This window comes from Thalassotalea mangrovi, assembly GCF_005116735.1.
GTDB classification, from domain to species: domain Bacteria; phylum Pseudomonadota; class Gammaproteobacteria; order Enterobacterales; family Alteromonadaceae; genus Thalassotalea_A; species Thalassotalea_A mangrovi.
In genome coordinates this window covers 1-599 of record NZ_SWDB01000075.1, presented here as the reverse complement: position 1 = coordinate 599, position 599 = coordinate 1, and the positions used below count along the sequence as shown (strand labels likewise).

Below are 599 nucleotides of genomic sequence, written 5' to 3'. Positions count from 1 at the left end.
TATGATCCAATATCAAAGGAAATGATAGCATTGAAGGATGAGACTAATCCAATTGAGGAGTGGCAGCATATAGAACAGCTAAAGGGTAGTGCTGAAGGAAGCATACGATACCCCGCATGGAATGGGATAATATCACAGGAGGTACTAGACTACCTTTCATCCTACATAAATAGACGCATATAAGTACGCATTTAAGCATAAACACGCACTATGCCGTTCTTCTCATGTATATATATATACAGGCAACACGCAGATATAGGTGCGACGTGAACAGTGAGCTGTATGTGCGCAGCTCGCGTTGCATTTTCGGAAGCGCTCGTTTTCGGAAACGCTTTGAAGTTCCTATTCCGAAGTTCCTATTCTCTAGAAAGTATAGGAACTTCAGAGCGCTTTTGAAAACCAAAAGCGCTCTGAAGACGCACTTTCAAAAAACCAAAAACGCACCGGACTGTAACGAGCTACTAAAATATTGCGAATACCGCTTCCACAAACATTGCTCAAAAGTATCTCTTTGCTATATATCTCTGTGCTATATCCCTATATAACCTACCCATCCACCTTTCGCTCCTTGAACTTGCATCTAAACTCGACCTCTACAT

1 protein-coding gene is annotated in these 599 nt (G+C 41.7%); it reads left to right on the top strand.

Translation table 11 applies throughout. The features are described from left to right. A partial coding sequence (locus E8M12_RS16420; protein WP_002283382.1) for a hypothetical protein occupies positions 1–183 on the top strand: 183 nt, incomplete at its 5' end. Between the last annotated feature and the right edge of the window lie 416 nt (positions 184–599).